General features: G+C 40.0%; 24 protein-coding genes. 9 read left to right on the forward strand and 15 right to left on the reverse strand.

Annotated features, from left to right (window positions below; all coding sequences use genetic code 11):
- The 3 genes from AC1PJ9_RS06890 to AC1PJ9_RS06900 all read right to left on the reverse strand — a co-directional run bounded on the left by AC1PJ9_RS06890 (position 1) and on the right by AC1PJ9_RS06900 (position 2,776).
- Positions 1-756 (reverse strand): energy transducer TonB, encoded by a 756-nt coding sequence (locus AC1PJ9_RS06890; RefSeq protein ID WP_311087146.1) that lies wholly within the window; start codon positions 754-756, stop codon positions 1-3.
- 389 nt (positions 757-1,145) lie between these two features.
- The gene (gene purU / locus AC1PJ9_RS06895) at positions 1,146-2,009 is read right to left on the reverse strand and encodes a formyltetrahydrofolate deformylase (RefSeq protein ID WP_005066088.1); all 864 of its coding nucleotides are present in this window, start codon (positions 2,007-2,009) and stop codon (positions 1,146-1,148) included.
- A gap of 74 nt (positions 2,010-2,083) precedes the next feature.
- Positions 2,084-2,776 carry a TetR/AcrR family transcriptional regulator gene (locus AC1PJ9_RS06900; RefSeq protein ID WP_263612870.1) on the reverse strand — a complete coding sequence of 231 codons (693 nt, stop codon included), beginning with the start codon at positions 2,774-2,776 and terminating at the stop codon, positions 2,084-2,086.
- 112 nt (positions 2,777-2,888) lie between these two features.
- Between AC1PJ9_RS06900 and AC1PJ9_RS06905 the strand changes: the two genes are divergently transcribed.
- The 4 genes from AC1PJ9_RS06905 to AC1PJ9_RS06920 all read left to right on the forward strand — a co-directional run bounded on the left by AC1PJ9_RS06905 (position 2,889) and on the right by AC1PJ9_RS06920 (position 6,766).
- The gene (locus tag AC1PJ9_RS06905) at positions 2,889-4,337 is read left to right on the forward strand and encodes a coniferyl aldehyde dehydrogenase (RefSeq protein WP_311087147.1); all 1,449 of its coding nucleotides are present in this window, start codon (positions 2,889-2,891) and stop codon (positions 4,335-4,337) included.
- Positions 4,338-4,504: 167 nt separating this feature from the next.
- Positions 4,505-4,741, forward strand: a complete 237-nt coding sequence (gene rpmB / locus AC1PJ9_RS06910) for a 50S ribosomal protein L28 (protein WP_000048256.1) — start codon at positions 4,505-4,507, stop codon at positions 4,739-4,741.
- A 12-nt stretch (positions 4,742-4,753) separates the two neighbouring features.
- A complete protein-coding gene (gene rpmG, locus AC1PJ9_RS06915) occupies positions 4,754-4,909 on the forward strand; it encodes a 50S ribosomal protein L33 (RefSeq protein WP_001205031.1) in 156 nt (51 codons plus the stop codon).
- A gap of 147 nt (positions 4,910-5,056) precedes the next feature.
- On the forward strand, positions 5,057-6,766 hold the full coding sequence (locus AC1PJ9_RS06920) for a cation:proton antiporter (protein ID WP_311087148.1): 1,710 nt from the start codon (positions 5,057-5,059) through the stop codon (positions 6,764-6,766).
- Between the two features lie 36 nt (positions 6,767-6,802).
- On the opposite strand, the gene AC1PJ9_RS06925 is transcribed toward AC1PJ9_RS06920, so the two are convergent.
- The 10 genes from AC1PJ9_RS06925 to AC1PJ9_RS06970 all read right to left on the reverse strand — a co-directional run bounded on the left by AC1PJ9_RS06925 (position 6,803) and on the right by AC1PJ9_RS06970 (position 15,756).
- On the reverse strand, positions 6,803-7,081 hold the full coding sequence (locus tag AC1PJ9_RS06925) for a hypothetical protein (RefSeq protein ID WP_002053465.1): 279 nt from the start codon (positions 7,079-7,081) through the stop codon (positions 6,803-6,805).
- 112 nt (positions 7,082-7,193) lie between these two features.
- Complete coding sequence (locus AC1PJ9_RS06930; protein WP_004710685.1) at positions 7,194-7,697, reverse strand: DUF6586 family protein; 504 nt, start codon at positions 7,695-7,697, stop codon at positions 7,194-7,196.
- 81 nt (positions 7,698-7,778) lie between these two features.
- On the reverse strand, positions 7,779-8,138 hold the full coding sequence (locus AC1PJ9_RS06935) for an ASCH domain-containing protein (RefSeq protein WP_311087149.1): 360 nt from the start codon (positions 8,136-8,138) through the stop codon (positions 7,779-7,781).
- A 7-nt stretch (positions 8,139-8,145) separates the two neighbouring features.
- On the reverse strand, positions 8,146-8,385 hold the full coding sequence (locus tag AC1PJ9_RS06940) for an RNA recognition motif domain-containing protein (RefSeq protein WP_004698872.1): 240 nt from the start codon (positions 8,383-8,385) through the stop codon (positions 8,146-8,148).
- 73 nt (positions 8,386-8,458) lie between these two features.
- Positions 8,459-10,438, reverse strand: coding sequence for an ATP-dependent helicase (locus AC1PJ9_RS06945; RefSeq protein ID WP_311087201.1), 1,980 nt, complete (start codon positions 10,436-10,438; stop codon positions 8,459-8,461).
- A gap of 116 nt (positions 10,439-10,554) precedes the next feature.
- Positions 10,555-11,127, reverse strand: a complete 573-nt coding sequence (locus AC1PJ9_RS06950) for an HdeD family acid-resistance protein (RefSeq protein WP_049066792.1) — start codon at positions 11,125-11,127, stop codon at positions 10,555-10,557.
- A gap of 137 nt (positions 11,128-11,264) precedes the next feature.
- Positions 11,265-12,023 (reverse strand): hypothetical protein, encoded by a 759-nt coding sequence (locus AC1PJ9_RS06955; protein WP_263612865.1) that lies wholly within the window; start codon positions 12,021-12,023, stop codon positions 11,265-11,267.
- 86 nt (positions 12,024-12,109) lie between these two features.
- Positions 12,110-14,746, reverse strand: a complete 2,637-nt coding sequence (gene topA / locus AC1PJ9_RS06960; RefSeq protein ID WP_212284979.1) for a type I DNA topoisomerase — start codon at positions 14,744-14,746, stop codon at positions 12,110-12,112.
- A gap of 35 nt (positions 14,747-14,781) precedes the next feature.
- Positions 14,782-15,231 carry a hypothetical protein gene (locus AC1PJ9_RS06965; RefSeq protein ID WP_002053270.1) on the reverse strand — a complete coding sequence of 150 codons (450 nt, stop codon included), beginning with the start codon at positions 15,229-15,231 and terminating at the stop codon, positions 14,782-14,784.
- A 147-nt stretch (positions 15,232-15,378) separates the two neighbouring features.
- Positions 15,379-15,756, reverse strand: a complete 378-nt coding sequence (locus tag AC1PJ9_RS06970) for a winged helix-turn-helix transcriptional regulator (protein WP_311087150.1) — start codon at positions 15,754-15,756, stop codon at positions 15,379-15,381.
- 99 nt (positions 15,757-15,855) lie between these two features.
- On the opposite strand from AC1PJ9_RS06970, the gene AC1PJ9_RS06975 reads away from it, so the two are divergent.
- Positions 15,856-16,863 (forward strand): zinc-binding alcohol dehydrogenase family protein, encoded by a 1,008-nt coding sequence (locus tag AC1PJ9_RS06975; protein ID WP_311087151.1) that lies wholly within the window; start codon positions 15,856-15,858, stop codon positions 16,861-16,863.
- 55 nt (positions 16,864-16,918) lie between these two features.
- Here AC1PJ9_RS06975 and AC1PJ9_RS06980 read toward each other — a convergent pair whose 3' ends face one another.
- On the reverse strand, positions 16,919-17,164 hold the full coding sequence (locus AC1PJ9_RS06980; RefSeq protein WP_004698888.1) for a SlyX family protein: 246 nt from the start codon (positions 17,162-17,164) through the stop codon (positions 16,919-16,921).
- Positions 17,165-17,196: 32 nt separating this feature from the next.
- Between AC1PJ9_RS06980 and AC1PJ9_RS06985 the strand changes: the two genes are divergently transcribed.
- On the forward strand, positions 17,197-19,107 hold the full coding sequence (locus AC1PJ9_RS06985; protein WP_311087152.1) for an ATP-binding cassette domain-containing protein: 1,911 nt from the start codon (positions 17,197-17,199) through the stop codon (positions 19,105-19,107).
- 20 nt (positions 19,108-19,127) lie between these two features.
- On the opposite strand, the gene AC1PJ9_RS06990 is transcribed toward AC1PJ9_RS06985, so the two are convergent.
- Positions 19,128-20,135, reverse strand: a complete 1,008-nt coding sequence (locus tag AC1PJ9_RS06990) for an acyltransferase family protein (protein ID WP_311087153.1) — start codon at positions 20,133-20,135, stop codon at positions 19,128-19,130.
- Between the two features lie 140 nt (positions 20,136-20,275).
- On the opposite strand from AC1PJ9_RS06990, the gene AC1PJ9_RS06995 reads away from it, so the two are divergent.
- The 3 genes from AC1PJ9_RS06995 to AC1PJ9_RS07005 all read left to right on the forward strand — a co-directional run bounded on the left by AC1PJ9_RS06995 (position 20,276) and on the right by AC1PJ9_RS07005 (position 23,329).
- Positions 20,276-20,908: a LysE family translocator gene (locus AC1PJ9_RS06995; protein ID WP_311087154.1), complete on the forward strand. Its 633-nt coding sequence runs from the start codon at positions 20,276-20,278 to the stop codon at positions 20,906-20,908.
- Positions 20,909-21,027: 119 nt separating this feature from the next.
- Positions 21,028-21,963, forward strand: coding sequence for an LpxL/LpxP family acyltransferase (locus tag AC1PJ9_RS07000; RefSeq protein ID WP_311087155.1), 936 nt, complete (start codon positions 21,028-21,030; stop codon positions 21,961-21,963).
- A 265-nt stretch (positions 21,964-22,228) separates the two neighbouring features.
- Positions 22,229-23,329 (forward strand): glycosyltransferase family 4 protein, encoded by a 1,101-nt coding sequence (locus tag AC1PJ9_RS07005; RefSeq protein ID WP_311087157.1) that lies wholly within the window; start codon positions 22,229-22,231, stop codon positions 23,327-23,329.
- Positions 23,330-23,382 lie beyond the last annotated feature (53 nt).

The following is a 23,382-nucleotide window of genomic DNA, read 5'->3' on the forward strand; positions in this document are numbered from 1 at the left end:
TTAAGGGGTTAAATCAAACGGTTGCTCTGCTTTAATTGGATAAGCAACACCGTTTTCCATATAAGGTTTAAATTTTGCACCACGTACAGCACGGACTACTTTGTCATCTAGACTTGAAATGCCGCTGCTTCGGGTTACGCGCACATTAGTAATCTTGCCTTTTTCATCGGCTTCAATGAGTACAACAACTGAACGCGCTTCGCCTTGTAAATCTTTTGGTGAAACAGTCAAACGTGGTGAGCGACTCCACTGCACACCTGAACCACCAATTGAAACATGTTTCGGTGATGGATCTGGCGCAGGTTGAGCTTTAGGTGCTTCTTGTACCACTGGTTTTGGCTTTTCAACGACTTTTTCAGTCACAGTAGTCGTTGGAGTAACTACTTTTGGTTCAACTTTAGGTTCTGTCTTTACTGTTTGTTTAGGAGTTTCAGCCTTTTTCACCTGCTGAATTTTTTCCACTGGTTTAGCTGGAATCACAGGTTTCTCAACAACCTTTACCTCTTTCACTTCTTTTTTGGGTTCCGGCTTTTTAGGCGGTTCTTTTGGTTTCGGTGGTAAAGGTTTTGGTTGTTCTTGAATTTTTACAAAGCGGACTTGTAAAGGCTTCTTGTCAATTGGCTTTAGTTCAGCAGGCTTAATGTGGCTAACTGCCCATAAGACCCCGATATGACCAATTGCAACCGCAATTAGGGCCGTGATGACTTTCTTTTTCATCGGATTGGGAGAGTTTAAGGCTGCGGAAGATTGACTCATAAGAATCTAATTACCTAATGGATGATGATCTCGACTTCAATTTATAGAAACGATTTCAAACATCGGATAGAACAATAAAGTGCCACAATAATAAATGAGAAGTGTTTTCATTTGCAACTAATTTTTTGCGAAAAACATTTCCTAGTATTGTGCAATCTAACTTCATAAAGTGATATCACCTTACTTTTCTCATGCTTAGACAACACACTAAAATTTGTTAGTTCCATAGACTACTTATCAAATCGTGCTCAACTTAAAAAAACATTAAGTAGTTACAATATTGAGAATAACCAATAGAACATCAAATTAAGGTTATGTTATAACATTTTAAATTTATTTTAGCCATAAAAAAGCACACTCAAAAGTGTGCTTTTAAAAATATAAGGTAATTAGAAAACAACTGTCTTATTACCATCTACAATAATGCGGTCTTCCAAATGCCATTTAACAGCACGAGCCAATACATTACGTTCTACATCTTCACCAAGCTCACGTAACTGCTCAACGTTATAATCATGGCTTACACGTTCAACGTCTTGCTCAATAATCGGGCCTTGGTCTAGGTCAGCAGTCACATAGTGAGCTGTTGCACCAATCAACTTCACACCTTTTTCATAGGCTTGCTTATATGGGTTTGCCCCAACGAAAGCAGGTAAGAATGAATGGTGAATATTGATGATTTTCATTTCCCATTTTGCAACAAAATCTTCGCTTAAAATCTGCATGTAACGTGCAAGAACTAATAAGTCGTTACCTTGCATCATTTCATCAATTTGAGCATAAGCTTCGGCTTTATTGTCTTTGGTTACTTTAATTACAGTAAACGGAATACCAAAGTTCTCAACAGATTCACGTAAATCTTCATGGTTAGAAATCACATGCGTAATTTCACAAGGTAAAGAACCACGCGCATGACGCCATAATAACTCAAGCAAAGCATGGTCGACTTTAGAAACTAAAATACCAACCTTTTTAATTTCGTTTACGAAAGCAAGACGCCATTGCATGCCATAACGTTCAGCAACGTTGGCAGCAAATGTTTGAATTAATGCATCTTTACGCGACTGTAAATGATCAAGTTCAAATTCAACACGCATGAAATAACGTCCGCCTTGAGCTTCCGTCGCATATTGATCAAGCGCGGTAATGTTTGCACCTTGATGGTACAAAAAGCTCGATACAGCCTGTACGATCCCAGGCTTGTCTTCACAAGTAATCAGTAAACGGGCTGTATTGGCAGTGGTCATATTCATTTTGTTAATATCACTTAATTGAGACAAATTTTTAATAAGCCGAGTATTCTAGCGCTCTAAATAAGCAAGCACAACTATTCATCTTTTAAGGATGACAAGCTTGCAAAAAGATCAGAAGGTCCAAGTGATTCGAGCAGTTGTTCATAAGTCGCACGGCTTTCACCCATTAAATAAGGGCCCTCTAAGAAAACCATTTGGCGTAATGCTTGCCAAACCCATTTTTCCTCAAGGTGGTTATTGTCACTAATGTGTCCGGACATATATAAAAAGTTGGTCCAGTTGGTTAAGACAATCCAAAGGTTAATAATGAGTGCTTCAATTTCAGAAGCTGTCATTTTCATAAGACCCGCATCGACAAAGGCCTGATAAATTCTTTGTCCTTGCTGCATCACCTGTCCCGCAAAGCGCGGATAGATCTTCTTAAAGTCTTCGTTACTTTCAACTAAGTGATAAACATCGCGATGAATAAAGCGATAGTTCCACAACTGACCGCTGAGCACCTGAAAATAACTAATTTTGTCGTTGGTGGTTAATGGTCTGTCTTCAGGTAAAGAGAGCATTTCTAAAGTCTCGACCTGATACTGATACATTAATTCCTTAATAATTTCATGCTTGTTTCGAAAGTGATAATACAAGTTTCCAGGACTGATCCCCAGCTCTGCAGCAATATGATTGGTAGTGACAGACCGTTCGCCACGCTCATTAAAGAGCTGCAAACTGATTTGTAAAATCCGGTCTTTTGTCTTCAGAGCTTTAGGTAGAGACATTTTAATAACCTTCGTTAATTCATATGGTTAAGACTTGCACACAGAAACCAACTTGACTCTTTAGAGTATTTACTCTAAAAAACAAGTATATCAGTATATTTGGTAAGTACCGATGAACAGTCAAACAAAAACAAATCCAGAGACTCAGGTTCCTTATGATGTTAAGCATTTACAAGATTTGCTTGAGCAGCAAAAGATTGCCTACTTACGTCATCCGGTACCCACTGCTAAAGAGCGTATTGATCGTTTAGCTCGTCTTAAAAAAGTCTTGGTAAAATATCAAGATCAGATTGCCGAAGCAATTAACCTTGATTATGGCAATCGTGCCATTATGGAAACCAAAATTGGTGAGTTACTTACTTGTCTTGAACAAATCAAGTATTACAGTAAGAACCTAACCGGATGGATGAAACCATCAAAACGCCATATCAGTGTATTACATCAACCAGCAAAAGGTTGGGTACAATATCAACCAATGGGTGTAATTGGCATTATTACACCATGGAACTACCCGTTACTACTGTCTGTTGGTCCACTCATCTGTGCTTTAGCTGCCGGCAACCATGCCATGATCAAAATTTCGAGTGCATCTCCAAATTTTGGACAGATTCTTGAAAATGCACTTTCTGAAGCTTTCCCACAAGAACTGGTTGCTGTAGTAAACGGCGGTGGCGTCATTTCTGATGCGTTTAGTCATCTGCCTTTCGACAAAATGATTTTCACAGGCTCAACTTCCGTTGGTAAAACAGTCATGGCAGCCGCAGCTCAAAACCTTGTGCCAGTTATTCTTGAGTTGGGTGGTAAATCCCCTGCTCTGGTACATGCTTCTGTAGATATGAAAGATGTCGCACAGCGTATTGCTGTGGGTAAACTATGGAATGCAGGCCAAACTTGCGTTGCGCCAGACCATATTTTCTTGCCACGCGGGAAAACAGCCGAGTTTATCGAGAATTTTAAATTGATTGTGGCTGGAATGTATCCTCATTTCCGCAACAACCAAGACTACACTTCTATTATTAATGATAAACAGTACAACCGGATTCAAGGTTATCTTGAAAATGCCCGTGATCAGGGTGCTCGTATTGTTGAAATCAATCCACAAAATGAAATTTTAGATGATGTCCGCAAAATTCCACCAACTTTAGTGACTGGTGTAACGACTGCAATGGATATTATGCAAAATGAAATTTTTGGCCCTGTTCTACCAATTTTAGAGTATGACCAAATAGAAGAGGTCATTGAGTTCATTAATAGTCGTCCACGTCCTTTAGCAATGTATTATTTTGACTATGATCAGGCACGCGCCGATTATATCTCTCAGCATACTCATTCAGGACATTTTGGAATTAACATGGTCATTACCCATGTTGCTCAAGATGACTTGCCATTTGGCGGAATTGGGGCATCAGGTATGGGCAAATATCACGGACCAGAAGGCTTTTTCGGGCTTTCACATGAACGTTCGGTGATGTCAAATCCAAAACTTTATAGCCTGAAATACATTCTTCCACCGTTCAATAAACCAATTCATCGCTTCATTTCGAAAACCTTGTTGCGTTAACTGATCAAGGCATGATCTGTTACACTAGATCATGCCTCGTTTTTACCAATTTCGCTTGTCTTTTAATCGTATTTTTGGTATAAAACGCCCCTTGAATGAATTCATCCGTTTACATTTAGTATGACTGGCCACAGATTTGCTGTTGGCTAAATCAATGGAGTTACACCATGTCTAAGGTTTGCCAAGTTACCGGCAAGCGTCCAGTCGTTGGTAACAACGTCTCACACGCCAACAACAAAACCAAGCGCCGGTTCGAGCCGAACCTGCACCACCACCGTTTCTGGTTAGAAAGCGAAAAACGTTTTGTACGTCTTCGTTTAACCACTAAAGGTATGCGTATTATTGACAAATTGGGTATCGAAAAGGTTGTTGCAGACCTTCGTGCTCAAGGTCAAAAGATCTAAGGAGTCTGAGCAATGCGTGATAAGATTCGTCTCGTTTCTTCAGCTGGTACAGGTTATTTCTATACCACGACTAAAAACAAACGTACTATGCCGGAAAAAATGGAAATCAAAAAATTTGATCCAAAAATCCGTCAACACGTGATTTTCAAAGAAGCTAAAATCAAATAATTTTAGCGTCGAAAAAAACGACTTCTTAAAGAAGTCGTTTTTTTTTGCATTTTTTTTATACCCGCCTTTTTGTTAAACTTTCTACATATTCCGCCTTGGCATTTTTTATGCTTGTCTTTAGCCTAACTCACGTAAAAGGAGTTTTTAGTGCCGCATGACGTAGATTTAATTATTTTACTTGCTGTTGGTTTCGGCGTTGCCCTCTTTTTTGGCTATATTGCCGCCCGACTACGACTTCCCCCTCTTATCGGCTACTTAATTGCCGGAATTATTATTAGTCCTAATACCCCTGGCATAGAAGCAGATATTCATCTTGCCAACCAACTTGCTGAACTCGGTGTAATGTTCCTCATGTTTGGCGTTGGGATGCATTTTTCATTAAATGATCTTTTACAAGTTCGACGTATTGCCTTGCCTGGTGCGATTTTACAAATTGCGGTTGCCACCTTACTTGGCGTTGGCGTTTCAATGTTATGGGGCTGGAGCTTTGGTTCAGCATTGGTTTTTGGCTTAAGCTTATCGTGTGCGAGTACTGTTGTATTATTAAAAGCTTTAGGAGACCGTGGTCTTTTAGACTCTGTAAACGGAAAAATTGCGGTAGGTTGGCTGTTAGTTGAAGATTTGGTAATGGTACTTGTTTTAGTACTTCTTCCAGCTACAGCAGTTTTACTCGGTGGAAAAGCACCGGCGGGCGCAGAAGGAAACATCTGGCTAACGCTTGGAATCACCCTATTAAAGGTGATCGGCTTTATTGCCTTTATGCTTATTGTGGGTAAGCGTGTTGTTCCTATCATAATGCAGTTTGTTGCGCGTTTAGGTTCAAGAGAGCTATTTACGCTGACCGTTGTAGCAGCAGCTGTTTCGATTGCCTATGGCTCTTATGCCATCTTTGGGGTTTCAATGGCGCTAGGGGCGTTCTTTGCGGGTATGGTCGTAAAAGAATCAGACTTTAGCCACCGTGCAGAAGAAGAAACCCTTCCTCTACGTGAAATTTTCTCGATTTTATTCTTCGTTTCGGTAGGAATGTTGTTTGACCCACATATCCTTATCGAGCGTCCACTGCATATTTTGGCAGTTATCGCGATTATTATGGTGGGTAAAACGCTTGCTGCAATGGCGTTGGTTTTATTCTTCCGCTATCCAATCAATACTGCTTTGACCGTTGGGGCCAGCCTTGCACAAATTGGTGAGTTTTCATTTATTTTGGCAACACTTGGTGTTTCTTTAGGTCTATTAACGCTAGAAGCTCAAAACCTGATTTTAGCAGGCGCTTTGTTCTCAATTACGCTTAACTCTTTTGTTTTCTCGGCAGTTGAACCTGTACAACGCTGGATTCGTGAACGCTCTCATTTAGCACGTCTTCTCGAGCGTAGTGGTGACCCACTCGCAATGTTGCCAGATGAAGTTGATCAAGCTTATCTACGCGATCAAGTGGTGATTGTAGGGTATGGTGGTGTTGGACGACGTATTACTGAAAATTTAATTAATGAGAACATTAAAGTCGTAATTGCAGAAGAAAATCGTGAAATTGTAGAAAAGCTGCGTCAAGCAAATATTGCTGCAGTGAGTGGTGTCGCAACTGAACCTGGTGTTTTAATTCAGGCTCATATCATGCATGCACGACTATTGGTGATTTCCCCTATGGATATTTTAGATATTCACCGAATTGTAGATATTGCCAAACAATTAAACCCTCAAATTCAGGTTTTAATTTGTGCAGAAAGTAAAGAAGAAGCTGCCGTCATTCGACATGAAAATATTGGCGAAGTCTTCTATGCAAAAGAAGAAATGGCAAAGAATATGAGCCATCATATTTTAAATCAAATCGAACTCGCGCATCAGTCAACACATCATTAACGCATACAAAAAAGCGTACTCAAGAGTACGCTTTTTTTAACTTAGGAATTTAGGCTGCTCATCTACAACTTCAGCCTGCCATTCATTGACCTGCTTTTCGAGCAGTCCAAATAAAGCAGCTTGAATCATATGTTGGGCAACGATAGGCGTTTGCTCGCCTAATATCTCTTTTAGTTCATCACTAAATTGAATTTTAACCAAAGGCTCTTTTTCAGAACCAGCATTACGCAAGGCGAGCTCACCACCTTCGAGTTGGACTAACTCCAACACTGCTTCTTGATTTCCAAATAACTCTTTCAATTGCTGTATAGACATATACTTCCTCCATGTTTCAACATGGTGGCAAAGCACCCTTGCACTTTGCATCTCTCGTCTTATTTATATAGGCGCACTGGGATTAAATTTCAAGCGCTCAGACAGTTTAATTTTAGAACTCGACCATTTCGTTACGAAAACCATCAATTAAATGACTTAACTCTCTATGCCATTCACGCAAAATTTTCACATCAGGTAACCATGATTGCGGTCCCTGAGTCACTTTAATGATCAAATTAGAAGATGTTTCTTCTTCCGGTGTTGGTTCAGTTGGTTCCGGCGCATATTGGCACATACGGTAAGCACGCTTTAACTCTGCCACAAAACCATCTTTGGCCAGTTGCTGTAAAACAGAAACTTCAGGAGAAACCTGTCCTTTTGCCGCCATATGCTCTTCAATCGATTTTAATGTCGGCTGTGAATCGTTTAAACGGTAGTAACGTACCAGTTCTTGCAAAAATGCCAGCATCGCACCATGCAAGTGAAAGACAGCTGTTTCACGATACGCTTGCACCTGTTGTACATGATCAGTTTGCTCTGCTTGTTGACACGCTAAGCGTGCAAAATAGAGCTTTTGATTGGTACGATCGGCATGATAACGAGCAACACGTGACATAACTAAACTTTCCTGTTCTAAAGATTGCCATCAATATGGCTATTCTTAGCTTAACGACTCCATTGATAAAATCAACGTTATTTATGGAAAATCCAAAGCGACTTGATAAATTTTTCGTTTAGCCTGCACTTTCAACTTCTGCTTCAATGGACGCACATTACTTAGAACCCAAGCGAAATATCCTTCACTCCAACCAGTAGCACAGGCAGGTTCAATCTCATCATTTTGCCAAACATGAATAGAGACAACATCGGCCAAAGCGACAGCTATTCCCTCTTCTTCATCACCATCATTGATTAAAAAATTCTGGTTTTCAACAATTAATAGATCTTTAAGAGGCAACTCTGTAGGCACCCATGAACGAACTTCTAGTGTCTTTACACTTTGGGCTATACGGGTCCCATTTGGAGCAACCACAGAAAGAGCTAAAAATTGTTGCATAAAAGCATTACTCTTCAGCGGCTTTAACGCGAATTCCGTAACCTTTTACTTTAAGTGTATTTAAGCCTTTAATGGCTTTGATCGCTTCACGTGGATTCGGCATTTCGACAAAGCCAAAACCTTTTGATTTACCTGTCTCTTTATCGGTTACAACGACGCAAGACTCAACTTTACCATAAGCCTTAAATAGCTCTAAAACTTCAGCTTCAGTCACTAAACGATCTAAATTACGAACTAATATTTTCATTTTCCAACCTTCATTGGCCTTCAAAACAAAGGCTAATATACATTTGAGTATTCACAGTGTCTTATACAGTAGTTTAGTCGAGATCGATACCAAAACCTAAGTTTACTGTTCGTGAAGTGTTCCATTGTTTTTTGGCAAATGGCTGTGGAACTTGACGATGAATTTTTGCCTGAACTAAATGCGCGGGTAGATCATTTAGGAAATAACTTTCGATTTTACGGCCTTGTTCATCATACGTATCTTGTGACCAGGTATTAAGATTTTGCTTCGTTAAAATCAATTCATTTTCTGCACGTGTTAATGCAACATACAATACGCGGCGCTCTTCTTCTACTTCATCAAAATCACCCTGCGCACGCGCATATGGAAACTGATTTGGCGAGACATGCGGTACATAGCACACCTTTTGCTCTGCACCTTTAGCCGAATGGATTGTAATTAAGGTCACTAAATCATCATCGCCCGCTTTTTCAATTTCAGAAACTGAAATAGGTTCAAGCACATATTCTTCAAGAAACTCACCAAGTGAGGCATGCTTACGCGCCAGCTGTTTAACCAGATCAAAATCTCTAACACGACGTGACCAGTCTTTAGTTTTATAGTTTTGCTCTAACTGTTCACTTAGGGCATCGAGTGCCAAACCAATACTTGCTTCAACATGCTGCTGTAGCACATCAAGCTGTTTCAAAATCAAAATAGCCTGTAAAGGGACTTTTCCATGACGCTCTAACCGCTGACAACGCTCTTCAACTTCAGCAATACCCATTAACTCTTGTGCTAACTTACTGGCCCCAACGTCACCAATTCCATCCCATAAAGTTAAAAAGCGCATCCACGCTAAGTCATCCTGCGGATTACTCACAATACGTAAGAGACTGAGCACATCTTTTACATGTGCGGATTCAAGTAACTTTACGCCACCAATAAAACGATAAGGAATTTCAGCTGCAATAAATGCCCCTTCCAAATAGCGGGCGCTGTAGCCAGAACGAACCAACACCATATGGTCGTACCAATTTGCGCCCTGCTGATGTCGCTCTATTAAATCTTGTGCAATCCAGTTGGCTTCTTCAAATTCATTACCAAACAAATGCAGTTGTGGCTTTTGCCCTTTGCCACGATGTGCCTGTAGCTGTTTTTCATAATCGATTGGACTATGCGCCAATAACCAATTTGATAAATCTAATATTTCTTGAGTCGAGCGGTAATTTAAATCTAAGGTATGAATAACCGCGTCAGGAATACGTTCTTTAAAAGAATGAATATTTTCGAAATCAGCACCACGGAAACCGTAAATTGACTGGGCATCATCTCCTACACAAAATAATTTCACCTTGCCAATGAGTGGCTGCAAAAGTGCCCACTGTAAAGGGTTGGTATCTTGCATTTCATCGACCAGCAAAGCTTGACAAAAACCTGCAACCCAATCTGTGAGTGCTTCGGAATTTTGCAAATGAACAGCGACAATCGACAAAATATCGTCATAGTCTAAAAAATTACGCTCTCTTTTACGTTGTTCATAGGTTTTCATTAGCTCCGCAATTTGTGCCTTGTACTCATATGCTTCAGGTAATTGCTTGAGTAATGCCTCTGAAAGCTTAGATTGCGTATTTCGGGCATAAGAATACAAATCACACAGCTCTGCTGCTTTAGGCAAAACGTTATCTTTGTCTTTGCCTCTCAATAAGCGAAACATGAGTAACTGATCATCACGATCAATAATGCTAAATTGGGTCAAACCAAAAGCTTGTGGATTACGGCGTAGCAAGTACATACAAAAGGTATGAAAGGTTGATGCACGAAGGCCTTTGGCTTGTGCCCCCACATGCTGTTCAACCCTTGCCACAATTTCACTCGCAGCACGGCGCGTGAACGTTAAAATCTGGATTTGATTTGCAGGTAATCCCTGATCAATTAAATAAGCTGCGCGAGCAACAATGGTTTTAGTCTTGCCACAGCCTGCTCCAGCCAAAACCAGACAGTTTTGAGCCGTAGTCGTTGCTGCCTTTTTTTGCTGAGCATTTAATTCATTAATTAACTTTGCAAGACTCATAACACACATCGCTAAAACACCAAGGCGTAGTTTAACAGACCCATGCCATGAGATGGACCCTAGCTCACTAAAAACAAAAAAGGACACCTTAAGTGCCCTTTTATTCGTTATTTAATTTAAGAAACTGTTTTTGAGCTAGAAGGTAAATGTTTAATTGCAGAAGCAAGTCCTAAAAAGTTAATGCCCTGAAATAAAATATCTACTGCCAAAAACATTCCCAATACCCAAAATGGTGAGTCCTTAGAAACTAAAATTAAAATACCTGTAGCGAGGGTTAATAACCCTGAAAATAAGGTCCAGCCCCACCCTGCAATTGGTCTTAATAAAAATGCATTTATGGTGCGGATGACCCCAGCAATAATCAGTGCAATCGATAACAGGCTAGTTAAAACTACAGCTGTAGTCACAGGTGTAGAAAATGCGTAATAGCCAGCCATTAAATACAGCACTCCAAAAAGCGCCCATAGCCATCGGCTACCGCCTTTAAATACACTTAAGGCGGCAATCAAATGCAGAACACCACCTATCATCATTAAAATACCAAATAGGAAAACAACCGAAAATGTTGCAAATGGCAGTGAGCTAAATAAGACTAAACCGAAAATAATGAGCACGAAGCCTAATATTAGATACCATTTACGATCAGCATGTAGCTGATTGCGAACTAAATCATTACCTACAGTTTTCATCATGGCTACTCTTATTATCAGGTATTAGGAAGTTTATATAATGTCATTATAGTGATGTACTTCACATTTATTGTCTGTATAAGATCTGCATCGTTTATTAACAATTGATGTGGATAAAACAGTATTTATCCACAATTTTATTTCAACCAACCAATTTCTTGAGCTGTTGGTAAACCTATGACTGTTTCTTGTAAATCACTCGGCATTTTATTGGTCTGCTCAGACAATGCTGTTCGGCCACCCATGATTTCTGCTAACTTTTGTGGGTAAAGAGGCACTTTTTCAGGTTCTGCATAACCTAATGGATAGATCGGCTGGCCTGTTGTTAAATCATATTTATCTTTTGCGCCAAAGCCATGTAATAACTCATGCACAAGAACGACCTGATTTTGTGAAGCTTGTGTTTTGGTCGCAAACAAATTAACGCTACCAATACGGCCTTTTTCTAAAGCAGTCGAATGCACCAAAACTTTTTGATAACTTGGATCATAATAATTTAAATAAAGCTTGAGTGATGCTCCGCTATCTTCAGGTTGTTGTTGTCGCCATGCATAAAAACGAAACTTTAAACTCCACCAAATTACATTCAGGATATTGGCATTTTGCGGAACCACAGGTGGTCTTTGCTGTAGTTGTTGCCCTAAACGAATCTCAAAGTTGCTGGACTGCCCACGATAATGCTGTGACCACTCACTTAGGTAGCTTTTGAGTGTTTGGAAATCAGCGTTTTGTAGCTGATGAATATAAGCTTGTGTGGTTTGTAAGCCATCCGCATTTACTGGATGCAATACCACGATAACAGGCTGATTCCAGTCTTGGTTCTGGTCACGCCATGCTTGAACTGCAACGATTAATAAAATAATCAATAAACACAAAATCCGAATGTTTTTCCACATTCTTTTTCCCCATAAAAATTAAATTTTCTTTTATTGTTATTGATGTAAAAAATGCTAGCTGAGCTAGCATTTTTCATCTGTCTTATTTAGCCTTCAATCCATTTACCATCTTGATAAATCAGACTCCATTTAGTTTGTTTACCTTCTGGTGTTTCAGATCCCACATATTGTGATTGATTCTTACGACTAAACTTCACAATAGTTGGATTACCTTCAGGGTCTACATCTGGAGCTTGTAAAATAAACTGGTATTTTGGATCAAGTTGGTCAGCCACACTACGAAGCTCAGCAACTTTTGGTGCACGTGTTTCACGAATTTTCGGGAACTTACTTGCAGCCAAGAACAGACCAGCCGCGCCATCACGCAGCACAAAATAGTCATCATGCTTGGTTGAACGCAAATGTTCCATCTTGATTGGTTCTACACGTGGTGGTGCAGGTTGACCACTCTTCAAGACTTTACGAGTATTGTCACAGCTTGTACAAGCGAAATACGGGCCGAAGCGACCAGTTTTAAGCTGCATTTCACCATCACATTTATCACATGGAATAGTTGGGCCATCATAACCCTTAATCTTGAACTCGCCTTCTTCAAGCTCATAACCATCACAATCTGGGTTGTTACCACAGACATGTAGTTTGCGACCACCATCAATGACGTAGCTGTCCATTGCTGTACCGCATTTTGGACAGCGATGCTTTGACATCAAGTCAGCCGTTTCAGCTCCATCATCATCAGATAACGCTGCTAAAGACTCAACTGGCGTTAAGTTCAAGGTTCCTTTACAACGTTCTTTAGGTGGCAAGTTATAGCCTGAACACCCTAAGAATACACCTGTTGTACCCGTACGAATCTGCATCGGACGTGAACATTCAGGGCAATGTACTGCTGGTACTTCAACTGGTTGGTTGCGGCGCATACCTTGCTCACCTTGAGCATTGGTCAAACGCTTTTTAAAATCACCATAGAATGTGTCTAACAATTCTTTCCAGTTACGCTCACCCGTTGCTACACGGTCAAGCTGACCTTCTAAATCTGCGGTAAAGGCATAATTCATTAGGTTATTAAAACTTTCATCAAGACGGTCTGTCACAATCTCGCCCATCTTCTCTGCAAAGAGACGGCGATTTTCTAATTTGACATAACCACGTTCTTGAATCGTAGAAATAATGGCAGCATAAGTTGACGGACGGCCAATACCACGCTTTTCAAGTTCTTTTACTAAAGATGCTTCAGTAAAACGAGCTGGTGGCTTGGTAAAGTGCTGACTTGGGTCCAGCTTCTCTAATTTTAAAATTTCACCTACTTTAATTGCAGGTAAAATAATGTCGTCGTCAGATTTATTAGCACCACGAACTTTTGTAAAGCCATCAAATACAAGCGTACGGCCTTTTGCCTTTAATTCAACATTGCCAGCTTCAACAGTTAAAGTTGAAGATAGGTATTCTGCTGGAGTCATTTGACAAGCAACAAATTGACGCCAAATCAAGTCATACAAACGCTGAGCATCACGCTCTACACCTGCAAGCTGGTCACCTGTAAGTGCAACATTTGATGGACGAATTGCTTCATGGGCTTCTTGAGCACCCGCTTTGTTGCCATAGCGGTTTGGCTTAGCTGGTAAGTATTTCTCACCAAACTGGCTTTCAATATGAGCACGAACCATATTTACAGCGTCATCACTCAAGAATGTTGAGTCCGTACGCATATAGGTAATAAAACCAGCTTCATACAAACGCTGCGCCAGCATCATGGTTTTCTTCACAGAGAAACCTAAGCGTGTACTTGCAGCTTGTTGTAAAGTCGAAGTGATATATGGTGCGCTCGGATTCACCTTAGTCGGCTTATCTTCACGCTGTGCAACTTTATATTCTGCGTTCTTTAAAACTTCTAATAAAGCATCAGTTTCAGCTTTATTTTTTAGTTTAAGCGTCTTACCTGCTTGTCTAACTGCTTCAAGACGGATGTCATCTTTTTTGGCTTGCGTATCTGCAAAAACTTGCCAATATTCTTCTGGAATAAAAGCACGAATTTCACGTTCACGTTCAACAACAAGCTTTACAGCCACAGACTGTACACGACCTGCCGACAAACCACGGGCAATCTTTTCCCAAAGTAATGGCGAAACCATGAAACCCACAACGCGGTCCAAGAAACGACGCGCTTGCTGTGCATTCACACGGTTTAAGTCTAAGCGAGTTGGTTGTTTAAATGCTTCTTGAATGGCATTTTTAGTAATTTCGTTAAATACCACACGGTGATAACGACTATCGTCACCACCAATCACTTCGCGTAAGTGCCAAGCGATTGCTTCCCCTTCTCTATCCAAGTCCGTTGCGAGATAGATTGCATCTGCATCTTTTGCAAGTTTCTTGAGTTCAGCAACAACATTTTCTTTGCCAGGTAGAACTTCATAGTGTGCCTTCCAGTCATGTTCCGGATCGACACCCATACGATTAATCAGCGCAGATTGAGCTTTTTGTTCTTTTTCAGCTTCAGTGAGTTTTGTCCGGGCAGCCGGCTTTTTCTCTGTTGATTTGCTGCCGCCTGTTGGCAAGTCACGTACGTGACCCACAGAAGACTTAACAATGTACTGCGAACCTAAATATTTGTTGATGGTTTTCGCTTTGGCAGGCGACTCCACAATCACTAAGGCACGTTTATGTGCAGCAGAGGCAGTAGATGCTGTGCTTTGAGATGCAGAGCGCGAGGTATTCGCCATATAAAATGTTATTCCTATACCAATAAATTTAAAAATCAGGCTTCAGCCAAGGCCAACAGATAAGCCTTCATCTCATCTAATTGCGTGGCTTTTAGGTCCGATTCCTCATCCCAATAAAGGCCTACACAGTTTGCCTGCATATCAATAGCATAAATCCCTTTTAATGCAATGGGAGAATCATTAAATTTCTCATCACCCTGCACTACTTTTAATTTTCCGTCTATAACACGAGCACGCATGAGCGTTAAACGAGCATCGGGGATCAATACACTATAATAAGCAACCATGCTGGCACGCTTTTCAGTTGCCATCGGGACATGTGTCCATTCAGGTGCGGCAATTATGCGTGGATGTAGCCCCATTTTGCGGGCTTTGTCTCGCATAATACCTAGTGCCTTTTCACGCGGACTCACTCTTAAACCAAAAATGGAGCCTAGCACGAAAAGAACAATGATAACGGTAACCCAAATTCCGATATTGTCCATAGCAAAACCTATTAATCTCTTTTATTAGAGTTGCATAAGCTGACCAGAAAACGCAAGTTACATCATAAAAATAATGTCCAATTAACCGACGAGGTTAAAAACTACAACATTTCCTCATAGATATTCTTAGCAATCTAGGCACAATATTTAGGCGCTCTTTTCAGTTTCAAGAGTACATAACTTACCAAACCGATCCAGATGTGCATCTCCCCACGTTTTTAGAGCAAGAAGAATCTGCTCCAGCCCGCGCCCCAAATCAGTCAGGCTATATTCCACTTTAGGGGGAACTTGAGGATAAACCTCTCGGTGAATAATGCCATCTTGTTCTAACTCACGAAGCTGATTGGTGAGCATTCTTTGCGTAATGCTTGGAACTCGTTTACGAATTTCATTGAATCGTAAGGTTCCTTCATTTAATAAATGCCAAAGAATGACACATTTCCATTTGCCATCAATCAAACTGATTGCGGCTTCAACTGAACAACCCGGTGAGCAGTCAAAACTTGAATGTCGAGCTTTTGCCATTTTACAGTATCCTTTTTGACACTATGAGCGTTATTTGTCTGTAGTCACTATTTTTAAGCTTACGTTATGATCAAACTCTCAACAAGAGGAATAACGATTATGAAAGCTGTGGCATATCAAAAAGCAGGGCCTATTACATCGCCAGAGGCACTCGTAGATATTGAACTCGACACTCCCGTTGCAGAGGGCCATGATCTGCTTGTTCGCGTACAGGCAATTTCGGTCAATCCAGTTGATACCAAAATACGTAAAAATGTAAGTGCCGAATCTGGTTGGAAAGTGCTTGGCTGGGATGCTGTAGGTGTCGTTGAATCAATTGGAGATAAAGTCACTCAATTTAAAGTGGGTGATATTGTTTGGTATGCAGGCGCGTTAAATCGCCAAGGCAGTAATAGTGAGTTGCAATTGGTTGATGAACGTATTGTGGGTCATAAACCGAAAAATTTAGAAGTAACTGAAGCAGCTGCTCTTCCTTTAACTGCAATCACGGCTTGGGAAATGCTATTTGATCGTTTACAAGTTCAAAAGAATGCACAAGAAAACACAACAATATTAGTGATTGGCGGGGCTGGTGGTGTAGGTTCAATTACCATTCAACTTCTTAAACAGTTAACTAACCTTACAATTATTGCGACAGCTTCGCGCCCTGAAACGAAGGAATGGGTAAAACAACTCGGTGCTGACTATGTATTAGATCATCGAGAGTCTTTAGCGCCACAAATCAAGCAATTAGGCTTAAATGCACCTTCATATGTGTTCTCGACCACTCAAACAGATCAGCATTTGGCAGATATTGTAGAGTTGATTGCACCACAAGGGCACTTTGGACTCATTGATGACCCTGAGCAGTTAGATATTAAACCGTTTAAATCAAAGTCTGTATCGGTGCATTGGGAGTTTATGTTCACACGTTCAATGTTTCAAACTGAAGATATGCAAAAACAAAGTGAACTATTAAATGAAGTCAGCAAGCTAGTTGAGGAAGGGAAAATCAAAACAACTGTGACCGAAGTTTTAAGCCCTATTAATGCTGAAAATTTAAAACAGATTCATCAACAAATTGAGAGTGGTAAGACAAAAGGGAAAATTGTTTTACACGGTTTTTAACTAAAATTAAAAATATCCTCTAGTTAAAAAGGCAAGTATTGAACTTGCCTTTTTATTAATAGTGAGGAGGTTTATTGGTTAATGGGTCAAAAGGCGCAATACCTTCTGATAAATCCGAAGATTCCACACGTAGATAAAGTAATTGCATTTGTTTTTTCAAATCAGCTATTTCCTGAGTTTGAATAGCGAGTTGTTGATTTAATTGTTCAACTAAATCATCCAAAAATGTAATTCGCACTTGCAAATCTTCAATGGGTGCGGAAAATGACGCTTGATCATCATGATATGGTGGTTTAGTCATTTAAATCCTCATTTGAGATTCTGGAAAACATTATGGCCTATATTACCCTAAGGGATGTCCAACTTGCTTTTGGCGGACCTGCCCTGCTCGATGGCGCGAACTTTAATCTAGAACGTGGCGAACGAGTCTGTTTAATTGGGCGTAATGGTGAAGGTAAGTCTACTTTACTTAAACTCATCGAGGGAAGCTTATTACCCGATTCTGGTGAAGTTTCTATTCAAAATGGTCTAACGGTTTCGATGTTAGCCCAAGACGTTCCAATGGATTCTGGCAAAGTTGCTGACATTGTGGCAGACGGCGCAGGAGAAGCTGCCGAAGTACTTAGAGCTTACCATGAAGCAACCGATGCTTGTATGCTAGGAGACATGGAAGCTTGCGACCGTATGGGTAACCTTCAGCACAAGCTAGACCAACTAGACGGTTGGGCGCTTGAAAACAAGGTGAATGCCCTATTAAGTAAAATGGGACTCGACCCAAACGCAGATTTGGCAGACTTATCTGGTGGACGTAAACGTCGTGTTTTACTTGCTCGTGCTCTTCTAACGCAGCCAGACGTACTCCTTCTAGACGAACCGACTAACCATTTAGATGTTGAAAGTATTGAGTGGCTAGAAAAATTCCTACTCGATCAAAATAATTTAACGCTTCTATTTATTTCGCATGACCGCTCTTTTGTAGATAGCATTGCGACTCGAATTGTTGAACTTGACCGCGGCATCCTACGTGGCTACGAAGGTAACTATTCACGCTATTTGGAGCTTAAAGCTCAGCAAATGGAAGCAGAAGAGAAGCAAAATGCTTTATTTGATAAAAAATTAGCTGAAGAAGAGGCTTGGATTCGTCAAGGCATTAAAGCACGTCGTACACGTAACGAAGGTCGTGTTCGTGCATTAAAAGCTTTACGTGAAGAATCAAAAGCACGCCGTTCACAACAAGGCAAAGTGAGCATGGCGACTCAAGAAGCAAATCGCTCAGGTAAATTAGTATTTGATATTGAGCACTTAAGCGTATCTTATGATGGTAAACCACTCATCAAAGACTTCTCTACGCTTGTCATGCGTGGTGATCGTATTGGCCTAGTAGGTGATAACGGTGTCGGTAAAACAACGTTAATTAAAGCCATTTTAGGTGAAATCGAACATGGTGGTTCTGTTAAGACAGGTACCCAATTAGAAGTTGCTTATTTTGATCAATTACGTAATGCCTTAGACCTTGAAAAAACAGTCATGGCAAACGTTTCAGAAGGCTCTGACTTTGTTGATGTAAATGGTAACCGTCGTCATATCTACAGCTATTTACAAGATTTCTTGTTCTCACCTGAACGTGCACGTACACCAGTAAAAGCCCTTTCGGGTGGTGAGCGTAACCGTATTTTGCTTGCTAAATTATTGCTTAAACCATCGAACCTGATTGTGATGGACGAACCAACCAATGACTTGGATATGGTGACTCTTGAGCTACTTGAAGAGATGCTTTCTGAATATAAAGGCACGTTATTACTTATTTCGCATGACCGTGCATTTATGGATAACGTTGTCACTTCTACTTGGGTATTTGATGGCAAAGGCAATATTGCAGAATACATTGGTGGTTACCAAGACTACTTACTACAACGCCCAGATGACAAAGTAGTAGATCAGAAATCTGACGTTAAGAAAGCTCAAGCAAAAGCTGAAGCTGAAAAAGCTGCGGCTCAAAGTACCGTGAAAAAGGTGAAATTGAGCTATAAAGATCAACGTGAACTTGAGCAACTTCCTGCTGAAATCGAGAAATTGGAAGTTGAACAAGCCGAGCTTTCTGACAAACTTGCAGATGGTTCGTGGTTTGTGTCCGATGCAGATGCTGCGACTCAAGCAAGCCAACGTCTCGCAGAAATTGAAGAATTACTGCTTGAAAAATTAGAACGTTGGGATGAACTTGAGCAAATGAGTAAAGGCAGTTAATCAATAAAAAAGGGCTTTAATTAAAGCCCTTTTTTTGGATTTAGAATTTCTAGTAATGTCATAAAAGGTTTATAAACGAATAAAGAGATGAAGCGAATTAAACGTTCAAATATCTGTAACTGCAAAACCATACAAGTCAGGATAGCCAAAACAAGACTAATGAAAATATTAATCTCTACCGAATATTTAAAACTTAATTGATGAGTCAAAACAATAATTACAAAACCATGCAATATATAAACTGGTAGCGTTTTTTGACCTAAACCGATCCAAGGTCGTTTAAATTTTTGAGTGAGTACAAATAAGCTCAAAACACCCATAGCCGATAGCAACATAATTACACTGCGAATCAGTATTCCCTGCCATAGATCTACATGTAATTGAAAATATGACAAACTGCCAAATAACCAGTAATAACTATAATGACTTATAGCTGCTACAGCAGTAATGATTAATAATATGATAACAGCAAATAACTTTGCATAAGGCAACTGCGGAATATACTGGAAAATGGTTTTACCATAGATCGCCCCCACCATAAAAAAAGGTAGAAATACGAAAATTCGACCTATCGAATAGCTGTAATTATTGATGGGTGAGCATCCAATAAGTAAAGCTAAAACGATTGAAAACAAAACTGGATATACCGTGTTTTTTAGGAAAAAAGCTAAAAACGTCCATGCCACCATGCCAAATAAATACCAAAGCACCCAATAAGGCTTAGCAAACCATACCAAATGAAACGACCAATTCCATAAACTTCCATTATAGAAAGCATCAAACAATTGAAATAAAAGTTGAAATGGCAAATATAACGATAAAAAGTAAATTAACTTTTCTAGGATTTTCTCTTCTTTAAAAAACATGCCCGATATAAAAATAAAAGCTGGCATATGAACAAAGTAAATACCCCCTAAAATCGCTTGATTTAGAGATTCGTTCCAGCCAATTAACCTTTCAAGGTAATGACCCAATACAACCAGAAAAATTAAGACACCTTTTGTGGCATCGATATGGAGATTTCTCATAAATTTCTATGAAATCAGGATATTCATATCATACTGAATTATTCTTATTTTTTGATTCAAAAAGACAATGAATAAAGTTTCGCTGTATACAAAATAATTATGATATACCTACCAGTATAATAATATTTAAGGATATTTCCGTGTTAGATCTCTCTCAAATTTTGGCATTCGGACTCATTTGCTTGGCGATGGTACTCACCCCAGGTCCGAACATGATTTATCTTATCTCTCGTTCCATTAGTCAGGGCAAACTCGCAGGTTTTATTTCCCTCGGTGGCGTTGCTGTTGGTTTTGTATTTTATATGCTCTGCGCTTCTTTCGGGATTACAGCACTTGTGGTCGCAGTTCCATATGCTTATGACACGATTCGTATTGTAGGGGCGATATATTTACTTTGGCTTGCATGGAAAGCATTACGTCCAAATGCAGCGCCTATTTTCAGTGTAAAAGACTTATCTATCGATTCACCATTAAAATTATTTTTAATGGGCTTTTTGACAAATTTACTTAATCCTAAAATTGCGATTATGTATTTATCTTTATTGCCACAGTTTATACACCCACAACAAGGCAATATTTTAGCGCAGTCTATTCAACTCGGGACCATACAAATTTTTGTCAGTGTTTCAGTCAATGCACTGATTGTGTTTTCTGCAGGTAGCATTGCGCTCTTTCTACAGCAAAAACCGCTTTGGGCAAGCATCCAACGCTGGATTATGGGGACGGTATTAGCCGGACTCGCTGTTCGTATTCTTTTAGAACACCGCCGATAACCCACTTTATTTTTCTTTACAGACTCTAAACCTTCAATTTACTCCTGTGTATTACGACGATAAATTCAGTTCGTGATACACTTTTGGCAGTTTTAACTTTTTCAATTTTTTATATCGTTATGAGCCAAAAGCAGCCTTATACGCCCGGTGAGTTTCAGTGGTCCTTTTTATTACCTAAATATTGGGGTGTATGGATTGCGATTACTTTCCTCATGCTTTTGGCTATTTTACCGTGGGCGATTCAATGGCGTTTGGCTCACGGGTTAGCAAATATCGCTTGGAAATATTTAAAATCTCGTCGCAAAACTACTATTCGTAATTTAGAAGTTTGTTTTCCCGAATGGTCATCTGAAAAAGTACAGCAACAAGCAAAACAAGTTTTCGTAGATATGATGCTTGGTATTTTTGAGACCTTAAACGCTTGGTATAAGCCTTACTGGTTTAAAAACCGTGTCACGATTGAAGGTTTAGAGCACATTACCAATGCTCAAGCGCAAGGCAAAGGTGTTTTATTACTGGGAACTCACAGTACTTTGCTTGATGCTGGTGGTTATGTGTGTGCTCAATATTTTGAGCCAGATGTTGTGTATCGCCCTCAAAACAACCAATTACTCGACATGTTGATCTACCGTTGTCGAGCAACGATTTACAAAGCTCAAATCGATCATGATGATATGCGTGGCTTAATTCGCCACCTTAAAGATGGTGATGCAATTTGGTATAGCCCCGACCAAGACTTTGGACTTAAACAAGGTGTTATGGCACCGTTTTTTGGAGTACCAGCTGCTACAGTAACGGCCCACCGTCGTTTATTAAAAATTTCAAAAGCAGTTGCTGTCCCTTTATATTTTTATCGTCATGGCGATGTACAGAATCCTAAATATCATATCTTGATTGAACCTGCAGTCGACAATATGCCAAGTGAAGATGAAATCGATGATGCAACCCGCGTGAATAAGATTATTGAGAGTCAGCTTCGTATCGCACCCACTCAATACATGTGGTTCCATCGCCGATTTAAGACACGTCCTGAGGGATATGAAGAGATCTATTAAGATAAAGCTGTAATGATTTTAAATTGGTAGTAGGCATAGCCTCAATTTAAAGTGAAATTCAAATACTTTCGAATAGGCAGACCATACTTTTTAGGGATAAAAAGTAAGCAAAAATCCTTTGTTCCGCTGATGTTACTTCCATGTAACACAGCGAAACAGCGACATCCATGTCGCTATCACGATAGTAAATTCAGGATAATGATTTAGTTTGAAATGATGTATCTGTAGATGATCCATCTTTTATGAATGTATAAGGCAAAAAACAATGAAAGTGATGCAACTTCTCCCAGAACTCAATAGCGGTGGCGTAGAACGCGGCACACTGGAAATTGCACGTGCACTAGTTGCACAAGGCCACCAATCTTTAGTTGTATCAAATGGCGGACGGTTAGTGTCTCAACTTGAAGCCGAGGGCTCTAAACACTTAACGCTACCGATTCATAAAAAATCTTTATCGAGCTTATGGCAAATTAGCCCTTTACGTCGACTTATTGAAGAGCATCAGCCCGATATTGTTCATGTACGCTCACGTGTTCCTGCATGGCTTACTCATTTTGCCTTAAAAGGAATACCAGCCCATAAGCGCCCTCACCTCATCAGTACAGTACATGGTTTCTACTCAGTCAATCGCTATAGTGCGATCATGACTCAGGCAGAAAAAGTAATTGCCGTTTCTGACAGCGTGGTTAAATACATCACTGACCATTATAAAAACTGTCCACCACAAGATATTGTCCGGATTTATCGAGGGATTGATCCAGCTGCTTTCCCGCATAACTACCAACCCTCAGCACAGTGGTTTAATCAAGTTTTTAATGACTTTCCTGAACTCGAAAATAAATTTTTACTATGCTTGCCTGGCCGTATTACGCGTTTAAAAGGACATGAAAGTTTAATTGAACTGATACAGCAACTTCATTCGCAATATCCTCAACTACATGCTGTTGTTGTGGGTGGTGCCGATGCTAAAAAACAGGCCTATTTAAGTGAGTTGCAAAGTATCATTCAAAGCAAAGGACTCGCAGAGAAGATCACCTTTGTAGGACATCGCTCAGATATACGCGAATGGCTCGCTTTTAGCGACATCGTGCTCTCTCTATCCAATCAGGCAGAAACATTCGGTAGAACAGCATTGGAAGCGCTCTCAGTCGGTACACCGGTGATTGGCTGGAACCGTGGAGGTGTTGCAGAGATTTTATCTAATGTATATCCACAAGGTCTTGTTGAAGCTGAAAATGAAAAAGCCTTAGTCGAAACAGTAAAGCATCATATTGAACAACCTCAAACAGTCGCTCCTGTGACAATGTTCAGTTTAAAAGATATGTGCGATCAGACCCTTGAGCTATATCAAAGTGTACTGAAATAACGTAATAAAAAACCCGCGATGATCGCGGGTTTTTTACAACTAAAAGAAAGCAG

This window comes from Acinetobacter sp. 70_2, from assembly GCF_056736115.1.